The 23,140-nt window shown below is 72.2% G+C and carries 24 protein-coding genes; 11 read left to right on the plus strand and 13 right to left on the minus strand.

Annotated elements, in window-relative coordinates:
* Positions 1-16: 16 nt before the first annotated feature.
* Together TR49_RS34935 and TR49_RS34940 are read right to left on the minus strand one after the other, a co-directional pair.
* Positions 17-1,009: an asparaginase gene (locus TR49_RS34935; protein ID WP_042389361.1), complete on the minus strand. Its 993-nt coding sequence runs from the start codon at positions 1,007-1,009 to the stop codon at positions 17-19.
* Positions 1,010-1,056: 47 nt separating this feature from the next.
* A complete protein-coding gene (locus TR49_RS34940) occupies positions 1,057-1,632 on the minus strand; it encodes an RsiG family protein (protein ID WP_084725740.1) in 576 nt (191 codons plus the stop codon).
* A gap of 195 nt (positions 1,633-1,827) precedes the next feature.
* Between TR49_RS34940 and dtd the strand changes: the two genes are divergently transcribed.
* Positions 1,828-2,253: a D-aminoacyl-tRNA deacylase gene (gene dtd / locus TR49_RS34945; RefSeq protein ID WP_042389369.1), complete on the plus strand. Its 426-nt coding sequence runs from the start codon at positions 1,828-1,830 to the stop codon at positions 2,251-2,253.
* A 48-nt stretch (positions 2,254-2,301) separates the two neighbouring features.
* On the opposite strand, the gene ygfZ is transcribed toward dtd, so the two are convergent.
* The 11 genes from ygfZ to TR49_RS34995 form a co-directional block, all read right to left on the minus strand.
* Complete coding sequence (ygfZ, locus tag TR49_RS34950; RefSeq protein ID WP_042389370.1) at positions 2,302-3,306, minus strand: CAF17-like 4Fe-4S cluster assembly/insertion protein YgfZ; 1,005 nt, start codon at positions 3,304-3,306, stop codon at positions 2,302-2,304.
* The gene (locus tag TR49_RS34955; protein ID WP_084725741.1) at positions 3,303-3,806 is read right to left on the minus strand and encodes a Fur family transcriptional regulator; all 504 of its coding nucleotides are present in this window, start codon (positions 3,804-3,806) and stop codon (positions 3,303-3,305) included. Before TR49_RS34955 ends, ygfZ begins: the two co-directional genes overlap by 4 nt.
* A gap of 106 nt (positions 3,807-3,912) precedes the next feature.
* Positions 3,913-4,515 (minus strand): heme-binding beta-barrel domain-containing protein, encoded by a 603-nt coding sequence (locus TR49_RS34960; protein WP_042389376.1) that lies wholly within the window; start codon positions 4,513-4,515, stop codon positions 3,913-3,915.
* A 226-nt stretch (positions 4,516-4,741) separates the two neighbouring features.
* The gene (locus TR49_RS34965) at positions 4,742-4,996 is read right to left on the minus strand and encodes a DUF3099 domain-containing protein (protein ID WP_042389379.1); all 255 of its coding nucleotides are present in this window, start codon (positions 4,994-4,996) and stop codon (positions 4,742-4,744) included.
* 104 nt (positions 4,997-5,100) lie between these two features.
* Positions 5,101-5,391 (minus strand): DUF1416 domain-containing protein, encoded by a 291-nt coding sequence (locus tag TR49_RS34970; protein WP_042372358.1) that lies wholly within the window; start codon positions 5,389-5,391, stop codon positions 5,101-5,103.
* A 36-nt stretch (positions 5,392-5,427) separates the two neighbouring features.
* A complete protein-coding gene (locus TR49_RS34975; RefSeq protein ID WP_042389382.1) occupies positions 5,428-6,270 on the minus strand; it encodes a sulfurtransferase in 843 nt (280 codons plus the stop codon).
* Positions 6,271-6,439: 169 nt separating this feature from the next.
* Positions 6,440-6,697, minus strand: a complete 258-nt coding sequence (locus tag TR49_RS46895; protein ID WP_369405360.1) for a putative leader peptide — start codon at positions 6,695-6,697, stop codon at positions 6,440-6,442.
* A gap of 30 nt (positions 6,698-6,727) precedes the next feature.
* Positions 6,728-7,390 (minus strand): LmeA family phospholipid-binding protein, encoded by a 663-nt coding sequence (locus tag TR49_RS34980; RefSeq protein WP_042389396.1) that lies wholly within the window; start codon positions 7,388-7,390, stop codon positions 6,728-6,730.
* Between the two features lie 113 nt (positions 7,391-7,503).
* The gene (locus tag TR49_RS40605; RefSeq protein ID WP_052434911.1) at positions 7,504-9,879 is read right to left on the minus strand and encodes a hypothetical protein; all 2,376 of its coding nucleotides are present in this window, start codon (positions 9,877-9,879) and stop codon (positions 7,504-7,506) included.
* A gap of 8 nt (positions 9,880-9,887) precedes the next feature.
* Entirely contained in the window at positions 9,888-10,169 is a 282-nt protein-coding gene (locus TR49_RS34990) for a MoaD/ThiS family protein (RefSeq protein WP_174501633.1), read from the minus strand.
* Between the two features lie 47 nt (positions 10,170-10,216).
* On the minus strand, positions 10,217-11,062 hold the full coding sequence (locus TR49_RS34995) for an alpha/beta hydrolase (RefSeq protein ID WP_063770252.1): 846 nt from the start codon (positions 11,060-11,062) through the stop codon (positions 10,217-10,219).
* Between the two features lie 216 nt (positions 11,063-11,278).
* On the opposite strand from TR49_RS34995, the gene TR49_RS35000 reads away from it, so the two are divergent.
* The 10 genes from TR49_RS35000 to TR49_RS35045 all read left to right on the plus strand — a co-directional run bounded on the left by TR49_RS35000 (position 11,279) and on the right by TR49_RS35045 (position 22,969).
* Positions 11,279-12,034 carry a response regulator transcription factor gene (locus TR49_RS35000; RefSeq protein ID WP_042389400.1) on the plus strand — a complete coding sequence of 252 codons (756 nt, stop codon included), beginning with the start codon at positions 11,279-11,281 and terminating at the stop codon, positions 12,032-12,034.
* Positions 12,035-12,159: 125 nt separating this feature from the next.
* Positions 12,160-13,191, plus strand: a complete 1,032-nt coding sequence (locus TR49_RS35005; protein WP_042389403.1) for a LacI family DNA-binding transcriptional regulator — start codon at positions 12,160-12,162, stop codon at positions 13,189-13,191.
* Positions 13,192-13,359: 168 nt separating this feature from the next.
* Positions 13,360-14,574 carry a S1C family serine protease gene (locus tag TR49_RS35010; protein WP_084725743.1) on the plus strand — a complete coding sequence of 405 codons (1,215 nt, stop codon included), beginning with the start codon at positions 13,360-13,362 and terminating at the stop codon, positions 14,572-14,574.
* A gap of 69 nt (positions 14,575-14,643) precedes the next feature.
* Positions 14,644-15,366, plus strand: coding sequence for a response regulator transcription factor (locus TR49_RS35015; protein WP_042389408.1), 723 nt, complete (start codon positions 14,644-14,646; stop codon positions 15,364-15,366).
* The gene (locus tag TR49_RS35020; protein ID WP_042389411.1) at positions 15,363-16,817 is read left to right on the plus strand and encodes a sensor histidine kinase; all 1,455 of its coding nucleotides are present in this window, start codon (positions 15,363-15,365) and stop codon (positions 16,815-16,817) included. The genes TR49_RS35015 and TR49_RS35020 overlap by 4 nt, the downstream gene beginning before the upstream one ends.
* Before the next feature lie 43 nt (positions 16,818-16,860).
* Positions 16,861-18,066 carry an MFS transporter gene (locus TR49_RS35025; RefSeq protein ID WP_042389413.1) on the plus strand — a complete coding sequence of 402 codons (1,206 nt, stop codon included), beginning with the start codon at positions 16,861-16,863 and terminating at the stop codon, positions 18,064-18,066.
* A gap of 67 nt (positions 18,067-18,133) precedes the next feature.
* Positions 18,134-18,970 (plus strand): mycothiol synthase, encoded by an 837-nt coding sequence (gene mshD, locus TR49_RS35030; RefSeq protein ID WP_236653665.1) that lies wholly within the window; start codon positions 18,134-18,136, stop codon positions 18,968-18,970.
* A gap of 196 nt (positions 18,971-19,166) precedes the next feature.
* Positions 19,167-21,389, plus strand: coding sequence for an RNA degradosome polyphosphate kinase (locus TR49_RS35035; protein ID WP_042389419.1), 2,223 nt, complete (start codon positions 19,167-19,169; stop codon positions 21,387-21,389).
* Between the two features lie 69 nt (positions 21,390-21,458).
* Complete coding sequence (locus TR49_RS35040) at positions 21,459-22,511, plus strand: CHAD domain-containing protein (protein ID WP_042389422.1); 1,053 nt, start codon at positions 21,459-21,461, stop codon at positions 22,509-22,511.
* Positions 22,490-22,969, plus strand: coding sequence for an NUDIX hydrolase (locus TR49_RS35045; protein WP_439654153.1), 480 nt, complete (start codon positions 22,490-22,492; stop codon positions 22,967-22,969). The genes TR49_RS35040 and TR49_RS35045 overlap by 22 nt, the downstream gene beginning before the upstream one ends.
* The last annotated feature ends 171 nt before the right edge of the window (positions 22,970-23,140 follow it).

The following is a 23,140-nucleotide window of genomic DNA, read 5'->3' on the forward strand; positions in this document are numbered from 1 at the left end:
GCTTGATGACGGGCCCTCAGAAGGCGGCGCGGACCTCGCCGACCGGGGTGCCGCCGCCGAGGAGCGGCGAAGCCGCGATGCGGGCGAGGGTGTCGTCCTCGGTGGTGACGCCCATGCGGCGCAGGGCGCCGGCGAGGACGGGGCCGAGGGCGCGCTTCGCGCCGTCGTCGATCTTGAAGGCGAGGGCGCGGCCGTCCGGGAGGGCCACGGCCTGGACGGACTCCGCGCCCATCTTGGCCATCGCGCCGGGGACCGCGCGCATCAGCCAGGTGTCGATGCGGCGGGTGCCGGCGACGTACTCGGGGTGGGCGCGCATCGCGTCCGCGACGCGGCGCTGGGGGGTGCCGGGGTCCGCGAGGACGTGCGCGCGGAAGGCGCGCGCCAGGCCGACCAGGCTGACGGCCATCAGTGGCGCGCCGCAGCCGTCGACGCCGACGGCGGCGACGGACTCGCCGCTCAGCTCCTCCAGCGTGGTCCGGGCCTCCACCTGCACAGGGTGGTCCTCGTCGAGGTAGCTCGCGGTGTCCCAGCCGTTGCGGACGCAGGCGGCGAGCATCGCCGCGTGCTTGCCGGAGCAGTCCATCAGGATGCGCTCGCGCTGCCCGCCGGCGCGTATCCAGGCCTCGGCCTCCTCCTCGTCCAGGGAGAGCGAAGGCGGGGTCAGGAGAGCGGACTCGTCGAGGTCGGCCGAGGCGAGGATCTTCCGCACGGCGTCGAGGTGAAACGTTTCCGCAGAGTGGCTCGCCGCGGCCAGGGCGAGGAACTCGCCGTCCAGCTCAAGGCCGGTCCGCAACACCGCCGTGGCCTGCATGGGCTTGTTGCTGGACCGCGGGAAGACAGGACGCTCGGGGCTGCCGAGGGCGAAGTCGACGGAGCCGTCGGGGGCGAGGACGACCAGCGAACCGCGGTGGTGGCCCTCGACGAAGCCGGACCGGACCACCTCGGCCAGGACCGGCAGGTCAGCGGCGGCCGAGGCAGTCGCGGATGCGGATGCAGTGGGAGCAGACATGTGGGTGTGCCTCGGTGCCTTCCAGGGAGCCCGCCCCCGGTTGGAGATCACCCACCGGAGAGCAGGTCGTCGACGCGTGCTTCCCCTTCACGGTACCTGCGGGCGATCTCCGCGCTGCACTCGTCCACCGTCCGCTGGAGACGGTGACGTCGCCGCGAGATGCCGCGTTCGTGTGCGGTGAGCCGACGGCAGGCGGCGACGAGCTGCTCGTCGCTCTGTCCGGTGAGGTCCGCGAGCCGGGCGTCGCCCATGAGTTCGTCCGCGAGCGCGCCGTACTGGCGGCTGCTCGGCGTCGAGACCGTGAGGTGCCGGGCCGAGTGACGGACCTGGGACGGGATGTCCGCGAGGATCTCCGGCAGGTGCTCCAGCAGCGTGTCCGCGGGCTCCTCGGCCAGCGCGCTGCGGCGATGGAGCTCGGCGCGCAGGATGTCGACCCGGCCCTGGAGCAGCCGGCGCAGGTAGGAGAGGTCGGCCTCCTCCTGCTGGGCGTCCCGCCGCAGTGTGCGCAGCTCGTCCATCTTCAGCCCGGCGAGCATCTTCGGCCCGGCGGGGCCGGGCGTGACGGGGCCGGCCACGGAGGGCCCCGGCCCGGGCGGTGCAGCGAGCTCGTCTTGGTGTCCCACGGGTGCATCGTGCCACCGTCGGTCGAAGGTTCGTCGACGCCTGCACCCGATCGGGCCCGTGGCGAATCTCGGTGATAAATACGACCGCCGCATATCCCCAGCGCACGGCCCCGGTGACGCCGCGGTGGGGGCGCGCGGACACACAGCGCGCGCCCCACGAACCGGCGCTCTGCGGGCGTGCCGGAGAATGGGGGCATGCGTGCAGTGGCTCAGCGGGTGACCGAGGCAAGCGTGACCGTCGACGGCGAGGTCGTCGGCTCGATTCTGGGACCGGGCCTGTGCGTCCTGGTGGGCGTGACCCACGAGGACACCCCGGAGCAGGCGGCGCTGATGGCGCGCAAGCTGTGGTCCCTGCGCATCCTCGAGGGCGAGAAGTCCTGCTCGGACCTGAACGCCCCTCTGCTGGTCATCAGCCAGTTCACCCTCTACGGCGACGCCCGCAAGGGCCGCCGCCCCACCTGGAACGCCGCAGCGCCCGGCCCGGTGGCCGAACCGCTGGTCGACGAGGTCGTCACCCAGCTCCGCGCGCTGGGCGCGACGGTCGCCACGGGCCGCTTCGGCGCGGACATGAAGGTGTCACTGACGAACGACGGCCCGTTCACCGTGCTGCTGGACTTCTGAGGTCGGAAGCGCGCGAGGAGCCGTCCCCACCGCCCCGTGTCGTGGCGGTCAGGCCTCGACGATCAGCTCTTGGGACGCTGCGACCTGGCCCGCCAGGAGGGTGGCGTCCGGGGCCGTGTTGCGCTTGACCAGGCCGAGGGCGATCGGGCCCAGCTCGTGGTGGCGGACCGCCGTCGTGACGAAGCCGACCGGGCGGCCGTCGGGGCCGTCGGAGGCGAGGCGGACCGGGTCGCCGTGGGCGGGCAGGGACTCCTCGCTGCCGTCGAGGTGGAGGAAGACGAGGCGGCGCGGGGGGCGGCCGAGGTTGTGCACGCGGGCGACCGTCTCCTGGCCGCGGTAGCAGCCCTTCTGCAGGTGGACGGCGGTCTCCAGCCAGCCCAGCTCGTGCGGGATGGTGCGGTGGTCGGTCTCGAAACCCAGGCGGGGGCGGTGCGCCTCGACGCGCAGCGCCTCGTAGGCCCACAGGCCGGCCGCGGGCCCCAGGCCCACGACCGCGTCGGTCAGCGAGGCACGCGGCACGAACAGGTCGCGGCCGTCCGCGAGCCGGCGCTCGGCCGCGGCCTCGGGGACGGCCGGCCCCTCGGCTCCGGCCGCGAAGACCACGGCGTACTCCTCGGTCGCGTCGGTGATCTCGACCTGCGCGAAGAACTTCATCTTCTGCAGGTAGGCCACCAGCTCGGGCGTCGTCCCCGGCTCGACGTGGATCCACACGGTGGCGCCGTCGTCGACCAGGTAGAGGGCGTGCTCGATGTGGCCGTTCGGGGAGAGGATCAGCGCCTCCGTCGCGCGGCCCGGCGGGAGCTCGCTGACGTGCTGCGTCAGCAGCAGGTGCAGCCAGCTCAGCCGCTCCGGGCCGGAGACGGTCACGACGCCCCGGTGCGAGAGGTCGACGAAGCCGTGGCCGGAGGCCAGCGCCCGCTGCTCACGGAAGAGGTCGCCGTAGTGCGCGGCGACGCCCGCATCCACGCCGTCGGCCGGGACCGCACCGGGCAGGCGGTCGAGCAGCGGGCTGCGGTAGGCGGAGTCGGTCGTCGTGTCGCTGGGAGTGGTCACGCGTGGTTCTCCTGAGCCTGGTCGGCCTGATGGGCGTGATCGGCCTGGTCTGCCCGGTCGGCCTGGTGCTGGGCCTTCGCCGAACAGGCCGCGCAGCGACCGAAGATGGCGAAGTGCTTCATGTCAGTGTCGAAACCGTGCGCGCGCCGCAGGGATTCCACGAACGGTTCCGCCAGCACCACGTCGGTCTCGATCACCGTGTCGCAGTCGCGGCAGACGAGGTGCATGTGCTGGTCGCGGCTGGCCAGGTGGTAGGTGGGCGCGCCGTGCCCGAGGTGGGCGTGGGTGACCAGGCCCAGCTCCTCCAGCAGGTCGAGCGTGCGGTAGACGGTGGAGATGTTCACGCCTGCCGCGGTGCGGCGCACTGCGGTGAGGACCTCCTCCGGGGTGGCGTGCTCGAGCTCGTCGACGGCCTGGAGCACGAGTTGCCGCTGCGGCGTGAGCCGGTAGCCGCGCCGGCGCAGGTCGGTCTGCCAGTCGATGCCGCTGCCGCTGCTCACAAGAAACAAACCCCTGTCTGGTCCGCGAACACGTGAGTCCCGTACCCCCGAGTCTAGGGGGGTACGGGACTCACGCCGTCGGAGCAGCGTCCTCGGCGGACGAACCTCAGCGGAAGAAGGCGATGCCGTCGTCCGGAAGGTCCGCGATGTCCTCGATCAGCTTGGCGGGGCTGAGCACCTTCTTCAGCTGCGCGGACATGTAGGGCCGCAGCGGGACCTCGGCGGCGGCCTTCTCGCCGACCCACATCAGGTCCTCGTTGACGTAGCCGTACAGGCGCTTGCCGCCGGTGTACGCGGGCGCGCCCTCGATACGGGCCACCGCGTCCGTCGCGATCTCGATCTGGGGCTTGCCGTCGGCGAGCTCGCCGTACCAGATCTCGACGGTGCCGTCGTCGCGGACGGAGGAGAACTCGATCTCACGCACGCCGGAGGTGCCATGGGCGTTGCCGGTCACCCGCCAGAAGCCGTGCTCGTTCTCCAGCGGCCGGACCTTCTCGCCCTGCTCGTCCAGCACCCAGGTACGGGAGCGGAACTCGAGGAAGGGACGGCCGTCGTGCCGGAAGACGATCTCCTGGCCGAAGTTGCACTTCTCCTCGCCGGGGCTCGCCTGCCCGGGCAGCGGCTCGAAGACTCCGGCGCCCTCCCAGGTGCCGAGGAGGAAGGCGAGGGAGACGACGTCCTTGTGCAGGCCGGAAGGGATCTCGATCATGATCAGCGCTGGCCCTGGTAGAGCTTGGTGACGGAGTAGTACGCGAACCACACGATGGCGACCGCGATGACGCCGAGAAGGGTGTCGAAGAAGATCTCAAGGCCAGACATTGCGCGTCCTCACCAGTGGGGAAAGCATTCCTGCGCGGCAGTCTAGTGGCCCGGCCACGCCCACTCACGGTGAGGCCCGCCATACGAGAGACGGCGGTTCGGCCAGTGGACGGCGCTCAGTGGGACCGGGGCTGCCGCGGGCGCCGCGGCCCGGGGACGTGACGGCTCACCGACGGGTCGTCCCACCACACGTCGTCGGGACCGCGCCGGTTGGCGACGATGGCGGCGACGGGCGGGATGACCATGGCCACCAGGCTCATCACGACGGCCGCCGGCACCGACCACAGGCGCACCACGTTCCACGCCAGCAGGATCAGGACCACACAGATCCCCATCAGGGCGTAGTACCAGTGCCGCCGTCGTGACTGCATGCCTTCAGTCTTCCCGCGCAGGCCGTTCCGGAACGCCCGGGAACGGACGAGCCCCCTCCCGTCGTGGCCGGGAGGGGGCTCGCGGTGCCCGTTCAGGCGTCCGTTCAGACGGTGATGGCGACCTCCGTGAACTGGCCCTGCTGGGCCACGACCGCGCGGTCGACCGTGGCGCCCGGGACGAGCGCGCGCAGCGTCCAGCTGCCCGGGGCGGCGAAGAAACGGAACTGGCCCGTCGCCGAGGTCGGGACCTCGGCGGTGAACTCGCCGCTCGCGTCCAGCAGACGCACGTAACCGTTGACCGGCTCGCCGTCGCGGGTCACCGAACCCTGGATGATCGTCTCGTTGGCCACATCAACTCCTGCCAGCTCGGGCCCTCCGGCCTTGGCTCCACACATGTTCCTGCTCTCCTTGCTTCGCTGGGCGTGGCCTGCTCAGTTGGAGCCGAGCTCGATCGGCACGCCGACGAGGCTGCCGTACTCGGTCCACGAGCCGTCGTAGTTCTTGACGTTGGTCTGGCCGAGCAGCTGGTGCAGCACGAACCAGGTGAGCGCGGAGCGCTCGCCGATACGGCAGTAGGCGATGGTGTCCTGCGCCAGGTCGACGTTCTCGGCCTCGTAGAGGGCGCGCAGCTCGTCGTCCGACTTGAAGGTGCCGTCGTCGTTGGCGTTCTTGGACCACGGGATGTTCTTCGCGGTCGGGACGTGGCCCGGACGCTGCGACTGCTCCTGCGGCAGGTGCGCGGGGGCGAGCAGGCGGCCGGAGAACTCGTCGGGCGAACGGACGTCGACGAGGTTCTTGTTGCCGATCGCGGCGACGACGTCGTCGCGGAAGGCGCGGATGGAGGTGTCCTGGGCCTGGGCCTTGTACTCGGTGGCGGCGCGCTCCGGGACCTTGGCGCCGTCGACCAGCTCGCGGGAGTCCAGCTCCCACTTCTTGCGGCCACCGTCGAGCAGCTTGACGTCGCCGTGGCCGTAGAGCTTGAAGTACCAGAAGGCGTAGGAGGCGAACCAGTTGTTGTTGCCGCCGTAGAGGACGACGGTGTCGTCGTTGGCGATGCCCTTGGCGGAGAGGAGGGCCTCGAAGCCGGCCTGGTCCACGAAGTCGCGGCGGACCGGGTCCTGGAGGTCCTTCTTCCAGTCGATCCGCACGGCGTTGCGGATGTGGTTCTTGTCGTAGGCGCTGGTGTCCTCGTCGACCTCGACCACGACGACCTTCGGGTCGTCCAGGTGGTCCTGAACCCAGTCGGCGCTGACCAGTACGTCACTACGGCTCATGGGAAAACTCCTCCGGGGCAGTTGCGGAAGGTTGGGGGGCGCCGCGCGCGCCGACGGTCCGGAGGGAAGTCCGGATCGTGGGACATGCGGCAAGAGTTTTTCAGGAACGCCGCTCGGCGGTGCGGAGCAGCGCGGGGATGTGCGCGAAGGTGGGCTGGGAACCGCCCGGTCAGCGCATTCGACAGAGGCAGGCAGCGACGCGACACAGGTCTACTGCCCGCCGCTTCGTGAGATCCGCCTGTCGCTTCATGGCAACGATGCTAGGGAACGGGTCGGGCACTGTCACCAAAGTATTGAATAGTGAGACAGATCGATCCGACATGAGAGACAGATCTGCCTTTGCAGGCGTCGCGAGGCTCCACGGGGCCGGTCGGGAGGGCCCACTCCCGCGCTGCGGTGCGCGGGAGTGGACAGTGCGTCTCGACATGTGGATACGGTCGAGCGAACCGGCTGGTCCTCAGCCGTTGAGGCTGACCTGGGTGCCGGACGCCGTGACGGAGACGCCGTCGGCCTCGGCCTGGATCGAGTCCAGCTTCAGGCCGCTGGGCAGGCCGGCCACCGGCACCGACGGGGCGAAGATGGTCGCCCCCAGGTCGAGCAGCGGGTTGCCGGTGTCCAGGTGGTTCAGGCCGATGTTGTTGCCGCCCACGACGGAGATGTCCGCGGTGCCGTGGATCGACTGGCCCTCGATGCTCGTGCCGACCTTCACCTTGCCGGGCTGGCCGCCGTAGGCCACGGTCGTGCCGCCGGGCAGCGCCGCGTTCAGCGATTCGTAGGTGATCAGCACGGTGCCGGTGGCGTGGTCCGCGACCGCACTGGAGTAGTCGCTGGAGATCTTGACGCCGGTCAGGTCCGCGTCCAGCGAGGCCAGCTCCACCTTGCTCTGCGGGTCCTTCACGTCGTTGGCGTGGACCTTGATCTCGTCCAGCTTGGAGCCGATCAGCTGGGTCAGGAACGGGAAGCCCTCGATGGTGACGCTCGGCTTCTGCGCGAGGCCGCGCGCAGACTGGATCTTGGACGCGGCCTGGTCCTCCGCGAAGCGAACGGCGACGCGGTCGACCGCCACGAAGACGCCGAAGAGCAGCACCAGGACTATGAGCAGGCGACGCAGATTGCGCATCGGGTGTCGGATCCCCTCGGTTGCTCTGTCGATGATCGGATGATCCCTGAATGGGACGCGGGGCCGGGCGATGTGGTTGCCCGACCCCGCGCCCACCGGACTCAGCGTGGGACTCAGCGCGCGATGAGGTACACCATCGGCGCGGCGACTGCGAGCGGCAGGGCCACGCCGGCCGTCATGTGGACGAACCGCGACGGGAAGTCGTACGCGGCGACGCGGCGCCCGATCAGGGCGCAGACGCCCGCACCCAGACCCAGCAGCAGCCCCTCGGTCAGCCCCAGCCCCGTCGCGGCGGCCAGTCCGGCGCCCACGAGCAGCCCCAGGAACCCACCCGCGGCGAAGCCGACCACGGGCGGCTTGCGCAGGACGGCCGAGACCGCGGCGCTCACGCCCGCTGCGAGGGCGCCCGCCAGCACGGCCTTGCCCGAGCCTACGGCGAGGAACCCGCCCACGAGGACGGTGACCACCGTGGCGGACGCGCAGACGGTGAGCGCGTAGAAGCGCTCGTCCGGATTGCTGGGCCGGAAGATCTGCAGGATCAGCACCAGCATGAAGAACGCGCCCAGCGTCCCGGCGATGATCGCGGGCCCGCTGGAGTGCGCGGACGCGGCGAGGATCGCCGCGTCCGCGACGAAACCGCCCAGCGCGGCCAGGGCGATGCCCTGCCGCGCGGGCCACATGCCGTTCAGCCGGAACCACCCGGCGGCCGTCACCGCCTGCAGCAACGCCACCGGCATCACCAGGCCGAACTTGCCCGCGAGAGCGGCGACCCCGATCAGCGCGCCGAGCCCGAGCGTGATCACCCCCGGCTGCAGCCCGGGGTCGATGATCGGCGACCCGGTCCGCGCCGCCTGCGGAGCGGCGGGGGTCGCTGTCACGACCGCGGCGGGCGCAGGGCCGGGACCGGTCGGCTGCGCCCCGGCAAAGGCCTCCCGCAGCGAGCCGCCGCCGACCTCCAACGGCGACTGCCCGGGCGCGAGGATCGCCCCGACGTGCACACCCTCGGGCGCTCCCCGCCCCGGCCCGGTCGGCTCGGCCGACGCGAACGCCTCCCGCAGCGACCCCGCGCCTGCACCGAGCGGCGGCTGGCCGGGGGCGTAGCCCTGGGGCGGGTTGGGGCCGGAGAAGGCCGCCTGCGGCGCGGACGCCTGCCCCTCAGGGCCCAGCGGCTGCTGACCGAATCCGGCACTCCCTGCGGGCGCCGAACCGACGCCGGCGAAGCCGGCCTGCCCGGGGGCCCCGGCCCCGGGCGCACCGAACGGCGCCTGGCCCGCGGCGTAACCGTCGGCCGGGTTGGGACCGCCGAACGCGGCCTGCGGACCGGGAACCTGCCCGCCAGGGCCCAACGGCTGCGCCGCCGCAAAGGCCTCACGCAGTGAGCCGCCTCCGGCGGGACCACCGGCTTGGGGCGCGCCGAACGGCGCCTGGCCGGGGGCGTAGCCGTCGCCCGGGTTGGGGGCCTGCTGCGCGGGCGCCTGCCCGTCAAGGCCCAACGGCGGCTGACCCGCGGCGTGACCATCCACCGGGTTGGGACCGACGAACGCGGCCTGCGGACCGGGAACCTGCCCGTCAGGGCCCAGCGGCTGCGCCGCCGCGAAGGCCTCGCGCAGTGAGCCGCCTCCGGCGGGACCACCGGCTTGGGGCGCGCCGAACGGCGCCTGGCTGGGGGCGTAACCCTGGGGCGGGTTGGGACCTGGGAAGGTCGCCTGCGGCCCGGACGCCCGCCCGTCAGGGCCCAGAGGCGGCTGGCCGTAGGCAGGAGCCCCCGCAGGTGCCGAACCGGCGCCGGTGAAGCCCGGGGGCTGCACCGACGGGAAAGGCTCGTGCTGCGGGCCGGTGCCGGCTGCGAAGGCGTTCGGGGCGCCCGGGGACCCGCCCTGGGGCGAGCCCGGCTGCCCAGCTGTGGGAACGCCGCCGACGGGTCCGCCGAACGGCGGCTGGCCGGGGGCGTAGCCCTCGGGCGGCGTCGGAGCGGTGAAGGGGGCCTGCGGCGCGGGTGTGTGGCCGTTCGGGCCCGTGGGCCGGCCGGGAGCGTAACTCTGGCCCTCAGCGGGGCTCGGCGGCTGGGCCGGGGGGAAGGCGCCGTGTGCGGGAACGCCGTGAGGCTGCGGCGCCGGGGCCGGGGCCCAGGTCGGCGGGGGCGCGGCGGGGCGCTCCCAGCCATCGGGCCAGGCCGAGGGCTGAGCCGAGGGCTGAGCGGACGACTGAGCGGCGGGCTGGGCCTGCGGGGCCGCCGCCGGGTCGGGGAGCTGCGGGACTTCGGCGGTGCCGTACTTCGCCTCGATGTGACCGAAACGCGACTGGCCCGCGGCCGAAGGGTCCTGGACCGGCGGCAGCAAGGCGGTCTCCGCAGCGGAGCCGGAGGGGCCGGACGGATACGGCTCCGGGGACGCGGGCGGCGGCATCGGAGGCAGGTAGGCGGTGCGTTCCTGGTCGCCCTCGGCCGGGTCGATCGGGAAGCCCGAGTAGTTCTGCTGGTAGTCGCTCATGGCGTCGCTCATCCTCCCGCGAACGGGGGGAGGACCTCGACCGTGCCGCCCTCCGTGAGGGCGACCTCGGCGTGGTCACGGCTGCCGACCTGCGCGCCGTCGACCAGGAACGAGCAGTGCGCGAGCACCTGCGCGAAGCGCGGGCGTTCGGCGTGGCGGGCGCGCGCAGCGTCCAGCGCCTCCGCGAGCGTCGCCGCCGCGTACGGCTCCTCGGCCGTGCCCGCCTCGGCCTTCGCGGCCGCCCAGTAGCGGATCACGCCGTTCTTGACTGTCTCCGTCGCACCTTGCATGCGGGCCATCATCGCCAATCACCCGCGCAACCGTCACGCGCGGCAGGTCAGCGCCCTTTCGCGCCCTCCCGGGTTGCCTCCTCGCGCCCCTCCTTGCGCCCGTCCTCCAGCACCTCCTCGTGCTGCACCGTGACCCACCGCGCGACACGCTCCAGCAACGGCTCCGGCGCGGCGTTCTCCGCGTGGCCGAAGCCCGGCTCGATCCACAGCTCCGACTTCGGCGAGGACGCCGACGCCGCCTGCGCCAGCGAGCGCGGATGGTCCAGCGGGAAGTACGGGTCCGCGTCGCCGTGGACGACGAGCAGCGGCACGGTGAGCCGCGCGGCCGCCGCGACCGGCGGCAACGGCACCTCGGTCCACTCCTTCGGATCGATGCGGGTCTTCAGTCCGACGCGGCCGACCACCCTCCCGAGCGGCCGCATCACGACCCAGTGCAGCCGCCGCATCGGCACCGTGCCCTGGTAGTACCAGCGGGCCGGCGCGCTGACCGCCGCCGTCGCGGTGACCCCGCCGCTCAGCGCCGCGTGCCGGACGGCCACCGCGCCGCCCATCGAGAAGCCCACCGTGACGACGCGCGCGAAGCCCAGCGACCGCGCCCAGGCGACGGCAGCGTCCAGGTCGAGGACCTCCCGGTCGCCCACCGTCGACAGGCCGCCGGAGCGTCCGTGGCCGCGGAAGGAGAACGTGACGACGCCGCCGTACCGCGCGAAGACCCGTGCCGCGCGCCGCAGCGCGGGCCGTTCCACCGCCCCCGTGAACCCGTGCGCCAGGACGACCGCCACGTCGTCCGACGCGCCGTCACCCGGCGGGAGGTACTCGGCGTGGAGAGTGACGCCGTCCGCCGTGATCAGCTGCGCCTGCGCCGGGTAGCGCCAGGAACGGGAGGTGTCCATGAGACGGACAGCACTCTTCGCTGGGGCGTCCATGTGGGCTATTCTCCTAGTCAAGAGGGATCCGGGCAGTGTCGCCCCCGGGTCCTTTTGTGCTTTGTGAACGCGAGATACGGACGTTCGTGCGAGAGCCGGACGTTACCGGCTGCGCCCGACGACGTGCGCCGTCGGGGTACACCGAAGTGCCACCGGCCCACCCGGAAAGGGGACTAACCGGGTATGAGTTCGCTGCTGCTGCTGACCAACGCCCTCCAGCCGTCGGCGGAGGTGCTGCCCGCCCTCGGGCTGCTGCTGCACAACGTCCGCGTCGCGCCCGCCGAGGGCGCGGCTCTCGTCGACACCCCCAGCGCCGATGTCATTCTCGTCGACGGCCGCCGTGATCTGCCGCACATCCGCAGCCTGTGCCAGCTGCTGCGCTCGACGGGGCCCGGCGCGCCCGTGGTGCTGGTGGTCACCGAGGGCGGCCTGGCCGCCGTCACGGCCGAATGGGGCATCGACGACGTCCTGCTCGACACCGCCGGCCCGGCGGAGGTCGAGGCGCGGCTGCGCCTCGCGATCGGACGCCAGTCCGTCGTCGCCGACGAGAGCCCGATGGAGATCCGCAACGGCGACCTCTCCGTCGACGAGGCCACCTACAGCGCCAAGCTCAAGGGCCGGGTGCTGGATCTGACCTTCAAGGAGTTCGAACTCATCAAGTACCTCGCGCAGCACCCGGGCCGCGTCTTCACCCGAGCCCAGCTGCTGCAGGAGGTCTGGGGCTACGACTACTTCGGCGGCACCCGGACGGTCGACGTCCACGTCCGGCGCCTGCGCGCCAAGCTCGGGCCGGAGCACGAACAGCTGATCGGAACCGTCCGCAACGTCGGCTACCGCTTCGTCGTCCCGGACAAGTCCGACAAGGGCCGCTCGGGCGAGTCCGGGCCGTCCGAACCGGAGACCGCGGCGGCCGAGGCCGACGTCGAGCTCGAGGTCTGACCCCTGTCCCCGACCACGGTGCTGTGCGCGGCCGACGCGCACAGCACCGTCACAGACGGTTCGTGGACCGAGGGCGACTGCAGCCCTCTGGTCCGGACATGCCGTCCTGCAAGTAGAATCCGCCCATGCCCAAGGTGACCCGCGACGATGTGGCCCGACTGGCGGGGACCTCGACCGCGGTCGTCAGCTACGTCATCAACAACGGACCGCGTCCCGTCGCTCCCGCGACGCGCGAGCGCGTTCTCGCCGCCATAGCCGAGCTCGGCTACCGCCCCAACAGCGTCGCCCAGGCGATGGCCAGCCGGCGGACCAACCTGATCGGCATGGTGGTGCCCGACGCACGCCAGCCGTTCTTCGCCGAGCTCGCCCATGCGGTCGAACGCGCCGCGTCGGAACGCGGCAAGATCGTCCTGATCGGCAACTCCGACTACACCGGGGACCGCGAGATCCACTACGTGCGGGCCTTCCTGGGCATGCGCGTCTCCGGCCTGATCCTGATCTCCGAGGGCCCCTCGCAGCGTGCCGAGGAGGAGTTCGCCGCGCACAGCGACGCACGCGTGGTGCTGCTGCACCGCCGCCCGGACAACTCCGACGACATCGCCGTGGTCACCGACGACATCGGCGGATCCCGGATGGCCGTGGAGCACCTGCTGCACCACCACGGGCACCCGTACGTGGCCTGCTTCGGCGGCCCCGTGAACGCGCCCGCGCCCGGCGACCCGGTCGTCGACCACATCGAGGGCTGGCGCCAGGCCATGGCGGCCGCCGGCGTCTCCTCCGAGGGCCGCCTCATCGACGCGCCCTTCGACCGCTACGGCGCCTACCAGGTCGCCGTCGAGCTGCTGGGCACCCCGGAGGGGGAGCGTCCGACGGCGCTGTTCTGCTCCACGGACGACCAGGCGATAGGCGTGCTGCGCGCCGCCCGCGAGGTCGGGCTGACCGTCGGGCGGGACCTTGCCGTGATCGGCTTCGACGACATCCAGGAGGCGGCGTTCTGTGATCCGCCGCTGACCACGATCGCCTCGGACCGGGACTCGATGGCCAAGGCCGCGGTCGACCTGGTCCTCGACGACTCGCTGGCCGTGCCGGGCTCGGAGACCCCGCGCATCCGGAAGTTCCCGAGCCGCCTGGTGGTCCGACGCAGCTGCGGCTGCTGAGACCGCCGTTCGGGCGTCCGCCAGCCGGGCGGCTTGCCGCCCCTCTGGACGGGCTCGACGGGCGCTCCACGGGCGTTCCCAGGGGCCTCAGAAGGCTCTCGCCGGGTTCTGCCCCGGTTCTGACAGTGCTCTCAGGGACCTCTCATGTGCGCGGCCGACGGTATAGCCATGACCGAGACGCCCCGGAACCACGCAGACGACCCGTACTCCTCGTCCGTGCCGCCGCTGCCCGGCTACCAGCCGACGGCGCACGAGACCCAGCCCCTCGAGGGCACGGTCCACCCGTCCTACGCTGCGCAGCAGGCGCCCCGGACGCCCCAGGCGCCGGAGCAGCCCCAGGGCTCCTACTACTTCAGCGCCGAGCAGCCGCAGGCAGGTGCCTACGCTCAGCCGCAGGCCGGCTCCTTCGGCCAGCCGCCGGTCGAGCCGCCGGTCGACCCCGCGGGCGCCGCGTGGCCGCCGCCGGAGCAGCCGCAGCCGAAGCGCCGCATGAAGCGGCCGGTCGCGCTGGTCGCCGCCGTCGCCGTGCTGTCCGCCCTGGCGGGCGGGGTCGCCGGCGGTCTCATCGGCGAGAAGACCGGCGACCACGCCTCCTACGCCACCAACGCGGTGGTGACCGGCGACAAGTCCAGCGGCACCAGCGACGTGGCCACCGTCGCGAAGGCCGTCTCCCCGGCCGTCGTCCAGATCACCGTCGACAGCGGCAACAGCGAGGACCTCGGCACCGGCATGGTGCTGACCTCGACCGGTCAGATCCTGACCAACTACCACGTGATCTCCGACGCCGCGAACGGCAACGGCGGCACCATCAAGATCTCCTTCAGCAACGGCAAGACGGCGACCGGCACCATCGTCGGCACCGACGCGTCGCTCGACGTGGCCGTGATCAAGGCCGAGGGCGTCAGCGGACTGCCCACCGTCTCCCTCGGCGACTCCAGCCAGGTGGCCGTCGGCGACCAGGTCGTGGCCATCGGCAACCCGGACGGGCTGACCGGCACGGTCACCTCCGGCATCGTCAGCGCGCTGAACCGCCCGGTCAAGGTCGACGTCAGCCCCAGCACCGTCCAGGGCAACGGCGGCTTCGGCCTCCCGTTCTGGCAGGGCGACTCCAACCGCTCCTACCAGGGCAACTCCTCGCAGACCGCGTCCTACAACGCGATCCAGACCGACGCCTCGCTCAACCCCGGCAACAGCGGCGGCCCGCTGCTGAACTCGCAGGGCCAGGTCGTCGGCATCAACGCGTCGATGTACAACTCCAGCAGCAACTCCGGCGGCAGCTCCGGCTCGGAGGCCGGCAGCGTCGGCCTCGGCTTCTCGATCCCGATCAACGCGGCCAAGGCGGTACTGCCGCAACTCCAGTCCGGCCAGAGCATCAACAGCTGACGCCGTTCATGGCAGACAATTGCCTCACGGCATGACGTAGCAACCACAGAGCTTCGAGGAGCAACGGGGATGACAGCCACCGAGTCCGACGCGCCGGCCCGGGTCCTGGTCGTGGACGACGAGCCCGCGCTGCGGGACGCGCTGGAGAGCAGTCTGGCCTTCGAGGGCTACGAGGTGCTGACCGCCTCGGACGGCCTCGAAGCGCTGGACGCGGTGGCGGCGGAGCAGCCCGACCTGGTCCTGCTCGACATCATGATGCCGCGCATGGACGGCCTCACGGCCGTCCGCCGGCTCCGCGGCCGCGGGGACACCGTCCCCGTCCTGATGCTCACCGCACGCGACGCCGTCGGCGACCGCGTCACCGGCCTCGACGTCGGCGCTGACGACTACCTCGCCAAACCCTTCGAACTCGACGAACTCCTGGCCCGCGTCCGCGCGCTGCTGCGACGTTCCGCGATCGCCTCCGCGTCCGGCCCCTCGCCGGACGCGGACGAGGTCATGACGTTCGAGGACCTGGTCATGAACACCACGACCCGCGAGGTGACGCGCGCCGGCAAGCACGTGGAGCTGACGCGCACGGAGTACATGCTCCTGGAGATGTTCATGGCCCACCCGCGCCAGGTTCTGACGCGGGAACAGATCCTCAAGGCGGTCTGGGGCTTCGACTTCGAGCCCTCCAGCAACTCGCTCGACGTCTACGTCATGTACCTCCGCCGCAAGACCGAGGCCGGCGGCCTCCCGCGCCTCGTCCACACCGTCCGCGGTGTGGGTTACGCGCTGCGTGCGTCATGAAGAACCGCTGGCGCCGGCTGACCCTCCGCGGCCGGCTGGCGACGATGACGGCTGCCGTCGTCACCATCGCCGTGGTCCTGTGCTGCGCGTTGAGCTGGTACGCGGCCAAACAGCAGATGCTCGGCCAGGTGAAGGACACTCTGCAGCAGTCGTACGCGCACCCCGGGGGCGGTGAGCGCCTGACATTCTTGTGCAGCACGAGTAGCGGCCCCACCGGCCACGGCTTCGAACCGACCGACACCACGCCAACCCTGATCTTCGCGAGCGGACTCAGCTGCCCGTCCTCCGATCCCCGCGCCGTCAAGATCACCCCCAGTGATGTCGCCCTCGCGAACACCGGCACTGGGGGCCCCAACGCTCCGCACACCTTCCGGGAAGGCCGGACGGTGGGGGGCACGCGTGTGATGATCTACACGGTCAGCTACGGCCCGCAGGTCGTCGTCAGCGCGAACGGCACGGAGGTCACGGCCGATGTGGCCGTCGCCTTCGCACAACCGCTCGCCCCCGTGGACCACGCGCTCGCGGAACTCGGCCTGCTTCTGCTCCTCATCGGGCTCGTCGTCATCGCCGGAGCGTTGATAGCTGCGTGGTACGTCGCCCGCACCGGACTGAAGCCGGTCGACAGACTCACCGCGGCGGTCGAGCACATCGCCCGCACCGAAGAAGTCGGCACCACCATCGATGTGAACGGCGACGACGAGATCGCGCGGCTGTCCACGTCCTTCAACTCGATGTCCACCGCGCTCGCGTCCTCGCGCGAGCGGCAGTCGCAGCTGATCGCCGACGCCGGGCACGAGCTGCGGACACCGCTGACCTCCCTGCGCACGAACGTGGACCTGCTGGTCCGCAGTGAGGACACCGGGCGGCCGCTGCCGGAGGAGACCAGGACGAGGCTGCTGCGGAACATGAAGGCGCAGATGGGCGAGTTGTCGACGCTCATCGGTGACCTGCTGGAGCTCTCCCGGCCGACGCGCTCCACGGGCGCCAGGCCGCTGGAGGTCGTGGCGCTGCACGACATCGCCGCCCGCGCGCTGGACCGGGCGCGGCTGCGCGGGCCGGGCCTGGAGTTCACGGTGTCCGTGGAGCCCTGGTACGTGCGCGCGGACGCGCACGCCCTCGAACGGGCCGTCATCAACCTGCTGGACAACGCGGTGAAGTTCTCGCCGGCCGGGGGCACCATCGACCTGGGCCTGCACTTCGGCACCCTCACCGTCCGCGACCAGGGTCCGGGCATCCCGGAGGAGGACCTCGCCCACGTCTTCGAGCGGTTCTGGCGCTCCCCGGCCGCGCGGCAGATGCCGGGCTCGGGTCTCGGGCTGGCGATCGTCTCGCAGACGGTGCAGGACTGCGGCGGCGAGGTCGCCCTCTCCAACGCCCACCCCGGCACCCTCGCCACCATGAAGCTCCCCGGCGCGCCGACCCCTCCCCCGGAGCTCCCGTCCACTATCTGAAATGTTCTGTCCCACCATATGAATACTGGGCCATCATGCTGACATGTCCTCAAGTCAGCGTGAGGCTCACGCGTCCCCAGCCGCCACGACCGCCCCGCAGACCTCCCGGCGCTGGGCGATGCTCGCGCTCGGGACCGCCGCGCAGACCGCGGCGTGCGCGTTCCTGTACGGGATGCCGTACCTGATCCCCTCGCTGCGCGGCGCGGAGGGGCTGACGCTGGCGCAGGCCGGGGTGATGGTCGCGTGTCCGACGGTGGGGCTGCTGCTCGCGCTGTACGCGTGGGGCGCGGCGACCGACCGGTACGGGGAGCGGTGGGTGCTGGCGGGCGGGCTCGGCGCGGCGACGGTCGCGCTGGGTGCGGCGCTGCTGGTGCACGGGCTGGTGTGGCTCGGGGTGCTGTTCGCCGTCGCCGGTGCGGCGGGGGCGAGCGTGTCGGCGGCGAGCGGACGGGTGGTGCTGGGGTGGTTCCCACCCCGGCAGCGCGGGTTGGCGATGGGCGTGCGGCAGACCTCGACGCCGCTGGGGATGCTGGTCGCGGCGGTGGCCATGCCGCCGATCGCGGCCGCGCACGGCCTGCACGGGGCGGTGCTGTTCGTCGGCGTGCTGTCCGGGGTGATGGCGGTGCTGACCGCGCTGTTCGTCGTCGACCCGCCCCGGCCTCCGGCGGTCGGGGCCGCGGACGGCGGCGAGAAGCCGCCGAGTCCGTACCGGGGCGCGACCCTGTGGCGGATCCACGGCGCGAGCGCGCTGATGGTGTGGCCGCAGTTCACCGTCGGCGCGTTCGGGCTGGTCTACCTCACCGACGTGCGCCACTGGCCCGCGGTCGCGGCCGGACAGCTGATGGCCTGCGGCCAGGCGCTGGCAGCGGTGTGCCGGATCGGCGCGGGGCGCTGGTCGGACGCGGTCGGCAGCAGGCTGAAGCCGATGCGGTGGCTGGCGGCGGCGGTCGGCGTCCTGGGCGCGGGCCTGGCGGTGGCGGGCGACAGCGCGGCGGGGGTGACGCTGCTGGTCGTCCTGTGCGGGCTCTCCGCCAGCACCAACGGACTGTCCTTCACCTCCGTCGCGGAGCTGGCCGGCTCGCGTTGGGCGGGTCGCGCGTTGGCCGTGCAGAACACCGGGCAGAACCTGACAGCGTCCCTGTGCCCGCCGGTCGTCGGCGCCCTGATCACCGCCGCGGGCTTCGGCCCGGCCTTCGCCGTCGCCGCGGTCTGCGCCTTCACCTCGATCGCCGCGCTGCCCCGCGGCTAGCCGGAGCCCGCGGCCGGTCACGGCACGCGGTCTGTCGCACACGTTCAACTCCCCTATGGTCGAACGTATGGACACTGCGGAGCGTGAGGAGATCGCCGCGCTGCTGGAGCGCGCGGCGGAGGCGGACGGGCGGCAGGCCGTCTCGGAGCAGGGGAGGCTGGCCCTGCGCAGTGGGCGGGCGGACGTGAACCACCTGACCAGCAGGGACGAGCACGGCGTGCTCCTCGGGTACGCGCAGATCGACGCCGACTGGGCCGCCGAGCTGGTGATCGACCCGTCGCGGCGGCGCGAGGGGTACGGGCGGGCGCTGCTGCGCCGGACGCTGAACAGCGGCGCGCGCCGGATGTGGGCGCACGGCGGCCATCCGGGCGCCGGGCATCTCGCGGCGGAGTTCGGCCTGGAGCTGGTCCGCGAGCTGCGGCAGCTGCGCCGGACCGGGCCCGCGCCCGTCGTGCCGCCGCTGCCCGAAGGCGTCACCGTGCGGACCTTCGAGCCGGGGCGGGACGAGGAGGCGTGGCTGAAGGTGAACGCCGCCGCCTTCGCGCACCACCCGGAGCAGGGCTCCTGGACCCGCCGCGACGTCGAGGAGCGCGAGGCGGAGGCGTGGTTCGACCCGGACGGCTTCTTCCTGGCCGAGCGTGAAGGCGAGCTGGTCGGTTTCCACTGGACGAAGGTCGAGGGAGGGCTCGGCGAGGTCTACGTGGTCGGGGTCAGCCCGACCGAGCAGGGCAGCGGGCTCGGCAAGGCCCTGACGGCGATCGGACTGCGCCATCTGGGCGACGTTCGCGGGCTGCCGACCGTGATGCTCTACGTCGACGCCGATAACCCGGCCGCTCTGCGGGTATACGAAAGGGCGGGGTTCACGGTGCACGAGGTGGACCTGATGTTCGGCGTGCGCGGCTGAGCCCCTGAGGCGCCGCGTCGGTCGTTCCGGCGTCGAAAAAGGCCTGCAGACGAAGCACAGGCGACCGCCTCAGCTTTCCTGCAGGCCACGCTGTATTTACCTTGAGTTCAAATGCCGTTGCAAAGATCACGAAATGCGATCCGTCCCGTCACCGCGGCGGCGGGCGGATGACGCCGCGCAGGAGGAGCCACAGACCATGACCGCCCAGCCTGCCTCGTCACCCTTCCCCGCCAAGCCGGGCCCGTCCGCCAGCGTGGCGGGCGCCGCCCCCGGTGCCGTCCTCGTGCCCGAGGACATGACCCTCCCCGACGGCTTCGACGCCGAGGCGCTGCCCGAGAACCGGTTCCTGGACCGGGAGCGCAGCTGGCTCGCCTTCAACGAGCGTGTGCTCGAGCTCGCCGAGGACCCGGAGACCCCGCTGCTGGAGCGCGCCAAGTTCCTGGCGATCTTCGCCAGCAACCTGGACGAGTTCTTCATGGTCCGCGTCGCCGGCCTCAAGCGCCGCATCGCGACCGGCGTCGCCCAGCGCAGCGCGAGCGGTCTGCAGCCGCGCGAGGTGCTCGACCTCATATGGACACGGTCCCGCGAGCTCATGGCCCGGCACGCCGCCTGCTTCCACCAGGACGTGATGCCCGAGCTTTCGGCCGAGGGCATCGAGCTCGTGCGCTGGGGCGAGCTGAGCGACAAGGAGCAGGCGCGCCTGCTCGCGCTGTTCCGCCAGCAGATCTTCCCGGTGCTGACCCCGCTGGCGGTCGACCCGGCGCACCCGTTCCCGTACATCTCCGGGCTGTCGCTCAACCTCGCCGTCGTCGTGCGCAACCCCGTCAGCGGGCACAAGCACTTCGCCCGCGTGAAGGTGCCGCAGTCGCTGTCGCGCTTCCTGGAGGCCTCGCCGAACCGGTACGTCCCGCTCGAGGACGTCATGGGCGCGCACCTGGAGTACCTGTTCCCGGGCATGGAGGTGCTCGCCCACCACGCCTTCCGGGTCACCCGCAACGAGGACCTGGAGGTCGAGGAGGACGACGCCGAGAACATCCTCAAGGCGCTCGAGAAGGAGCTGATGCGGCGCCGCTTCGGCCCGCCGGTGCGCCTGGAGGTCGAGGAGTCGATCGACCCGTACGTGCTGGACCTGCTGGTCCGCGAGCTGAACATCTCCGCCGCCGAGGTGTACCCGCTGCCCGGTCCGCTCGACCTGACCGGCCTGTTCGCGATCGCGGGCGCCGACCGGCCCGAGCTGAAGTACCAGCCGTTCGTCGCCGGGACCGCCCGCGGCCTCACGGACGTGGAGTCTGCCTCGCAGCCGGACATCTTCGCCGCCGTCCGCGAGCGGGACGTGCTGCTGCACCACCCGTACGACTCGTTCTCCACCTCGGTGCAGGCCTTCCTGGAGCAGGCCGCCGCCGACCCGCAGGTGCTGGCGATCAAGCAGACGCTGTACCGCACCTCCGGCGACTCGCCGATCGTGGACGCGCTGATCGACGCCGCCGAGTCGGGCAAGCAGGTGCTGGTCCTGGTCGAGATCAAGGCGCGCTTCGACGAGCAGGCCAACATCAAGTGGGCCCGCAAGCTGGAGGAGGCCGGCTGTCACGTCGTCTACGGCCTGATCGGGCTGAAGACGCACAGCAAGCTCTCCCTGGTGGTCCGCCAGGAGGGCGACACGCTGCGCCGCTACGCGCATGTCGGCACCGGCAACTACCACCCCAAGACCGCCCGCCTCTACGAGGACCTCGGCGTGCTGACCGCCGACCCGCAGGTCGGCGCGGACCTGTCCGACCTGTTCAACCGGCTCTCCGGGTACTCGCGCCGCGAGTCCTACCGCCGCCTGCTGGTCGCACCGCGCTCGCTGCGCCAGGGGCTGGTCAAGCGGATCCACGACGAGATCGCGCACCACCGGGCCGGCCGGCCCGCGCGGATCCAGTTCAAGGTCAACTCGATCGTGGACGAGGCCATCATCGACGCCCTCTACCGGGCCTCGATGGCGGGCGTGCCGGTGGACGTGTGGGTGCGCGGCATCTGCGCGATCCGGCCGGGCGTGCCGGGGCTCAGCGAGAACATCCGGGTCCGCTCGATCCTCGGGCGCTTCCTGGAGCACTCGCGGATCTTCCTGTTCGAGAACGGCGGCGATCCGGAGGTCTGGATCGGCAGCGCGGACATGATGCACCGCAACCTGGACCGCCGTATCGAGGCGCTGCTGCGCGTCACCGACCCGGGTCACCGGGCCGAACTCCAGGGCCTGCTGGAGCTCGGCATGGCCGACGACACCTCGTCGTGGCACCTGGGCCCGGACGGCGTCTGGACCCGGCACGCGCACGACGCCGACGGGCGGTCGCTGCGCAACGTCCAGGAACTGCTCATCGACTCCCGCCGCCGCTCCCGGCGCGGCGATGACAGCTGGGGCACACGTGCGGGCGCCAGCTGACACCACTCCCACCTCCTTACCCACGCCCAGGCAAGTGGCCGGGCCGAGCAAGCAACGGGGACTGACCGAATGACGACCGAGAACGAGACGCCCCTCGCCGGGGCCTCCTCGGCCGAGGGTCTGCTGGCCGCGGATCTGGCCGACCAGGCCGGGCGCTTCCTGCGGGCCCTGCCCGACGTCGACCTGGGCACACTGCGCCGGGTCGACGGGGCCCTGCACGGGTTCGGCGCCCTGCTGGAGCCCATATGGGCCGAGACCCTGCGCGGCGACCTGGCCGCGCTCGTGGTCACCCTGGGCCAGGAGCGCGGCTACACCCGGCGGCTGGCCCGGCTGCTCGCCGCGGTCGACTCGCTGACCTGCACCGACGCGAGCGTGCCGACGCCGCGCACGGCCGCCGACCCGATCGGGCCGGCGGAGGCGGTCGTCGGCGGGCTGCTCGCCCACCACCCCGGCGCTCCCAAGGCGCGGGCGATGCTGGAGCGCCAGCTGACCCTGGCCCGGTCCCGCAGCCACACCGCGGCCCTGCAGGAGCTGGGCTCCTCCCGCTTCCACTCGCTCGCGGACCGGATGACGCTTCTCGTCTCGGACCTGCCGCTGCGCGACCCGGTCGCGAGCAACCCGCCCGAGCACCTGCTCGGCCACGCCGCCCGGATGGGCGAAGCCCTGGAGCTGACCGTCTCCCGGCTGCCGCTGTCTCGCGCGGTGCAGCCGTACAACGGCGACGCCCTGCACCGCGTGCCGGTCCCGGCCGCCGAGCCCACGCCCTCCGCCGCCCACGAGGACGCGGCCTGGACGCGGGCCGGCGCCGCCGTGCGCTACGCCCGCTACGCGCTGGAGGTGTGCCGGCCGCTGCTCGGCGAGCGCACCGATCAGCCGCTCGCCGGTCTGGCGGAGCTGGCCGGGCATCTCGAACAGCAGCAGGAGGCCGCCGACGCGGCCGAGGCGGCGGCGCTCGCGGCGCGCACGCCCAGAATCACTCCGGCGACGGCATACGTGCTCGGAGTGGTGCATGCTGATCAGCGTCTGGAGGTGGAGGCCGCGCGTCACGCCTTCAGCGTGTCCTGGCCCGCATTCCACAGCTCCGGATGGCTCACCGACCCATGGCTCGCCCGATCGACCTGACCGGCCACACCCAGAAGAACAAGAAGAAGACGAAGCACGAGGATCGGGCGCCGCGCAGCATGGAGTTGATCAAGGCCGCGGGGGTCGTCCTGTGGCGCGAGAAGGCCCACGGCCTCGAACTGGCCCTGGTGCACCGGCCCAAGTACGACGACTGGAGCTTCCCCAAGGGCAAGCTGGAGCCGGGCGAGAAGCACCGCGAGGCCGCCCTGCGCGAGGCCCGCGAGGAGACCGGGATGACGGTGTTGCTGGGCCGTCGCCTGCCCACCCAGCACTACCTGTTCCGGGACCGCATCAAGCGGGTGCGCTACTGGTCGGCCACCCTGCTGACCGGTCGCTTCGTCCCCAACCGCGAGGTGGACGCGCTGCGCTGGCTGCCGGTCGCGCAGGCGCGGGCCCAGCTGAGCTACGAGCACGACCGGGGCCTGGTCGACGCGCTCCTGGAGCAGCTCGGCCGCTGATGGGTGAGACTGGTGGGACGTGCGCGACGCGCATCCCGGCTGTGCCCTGAACGTGCTCTTGCCGTGGCGAAACCGTTACTACTGGTCTGCGTATCCCGGTGTCCGACACAGGTTCACTTTCCGTTCATTTGCGCAGGCTGAACGCTTCACTTGGTCTGCCTAACTTCAGTG

Source organism: Streptacidiphilus melanogenes, assembly GCF_000787835.1.
GTDB classification, from domain to species: domain Bacteria; phylum Actinomycetota; class Actinomycetes; order Streptomycetales; family Streptomycetaceae; genus Streptacidiphilus; species Streptacidiphilus melanogenes.